The 1,043-nt window shown below is 60.5% G+C and carries 1 protein-coding gene; it reads right to left on the bottom strand.

Annotated features, from left to right (window positions below):
* Positions 1-756: 756 nt before the first annotated feature.
* A partial coding sequence (locus tag CGZ91_RS14525; RefSeq protein ID WP_229116434.1) for a hypothetical protein occupies positions 757-1,043 on the bottom strand: 287 nt, incomplete at its 5' end.

The following is a 1,043-nucleotide window of genomic DNA, read 5'->3' as shown; positions in this document are numbered from 1 at the left end:
AGACCCTGCCTTGGTCACGGCCGTGGAGAATCTGGTCCGACATAATCTGGGGCGCCCGCGAGACGGAGGTGTAGTGACGCATTCGGATCAACTCGTCAGGGCCAGCAGCGCCGGCGGCGGAGCTTTCACCCATCCGCGCGGCGGCGCGACCGTCCGCCCACGCAGAGTTTCCGACATACCCCTTCCGCGCTCAGAGGAGTGGCTGCCACTCGATTGCTGTGTTCAACGATCCCAGATAGCTCTCAGTTGCGCTCTTCGTGAAGGTGGCTAGCAGCCCATCCGGAATGTGCACTGGGTGCTGCTGGTCGTCCATAACTCCCAAACAAACTACGATCGGATCGGCCGAACCTAACACAAATCGGAGTCCGATGAGCGCCCCCGTGCCCCGTGCTCCACTGCGGTGGGCGACATCGACCGCGGCTAGGGGTAACCCGAGGCGATGCGGCCAGGGTGGAACCGAGCTAACCTCAGCCACTTCCCACGAGTCAGGTAGGATTTGGTCCCGTCTCACAGCTAGACCGTCTATTAGCCCCCGCGTAGACCAGTCGATCCGAATCGACGAGCTCTCAAACTCCAGCCGGATCGCCATGTCTACTTCATGGAACCCTGCATGCGCGTACTGGCGCGCGCTCCATGGCGCCCCTCTGGGATTCGCGTACCAAACCCGGACCAGCGGGCTACCATCGAGTTCTCGGAAGAGCCGACGCAGGCACGGCACGTCTGCTTTGGACTGAGGGGGAGGATTAAGACTAGGATTCATGGATATACCCCAAAGTATGCGAAGCGTCCGCTAGAGTCGAACACCACGCCATGACCGTCGCTGCGAATGTATTGTCGACCACCGGCGTACCTTCCGGAAAGAATAGCCTTCTGCGTAGTGCCAGGAGCAGTCAAGATATCGATCAGCAGGTCCTGTCCGGCATCATTCAAAGCGCTTCCTGGAACCTGTGGCAATTCGTTCCGGCCGGCATGCTTCTGGTATGATCGGCCAGCTGCAGTTAGCCCATTTCTGTCGGGCAGCTGACCAGCAGCCGCGAGGTCGT

It is taken from the genome of Parenemella sanctibonifatiensis (assembly GCF_002250565.1).
In the GTDB taxonomy this organism is placed as follows: domain Bacteria; phylum Actinomycetota; class Actinomycetes; order Propionibacteriales; family Propionibacteriaceae; genus Parenemella; species Parenemella sanctibonifatiensis.
Note: the sequence above shows the minus strand (reverse complement) of the source record. Positions and strands in the feature narration are given on the sequence as shown.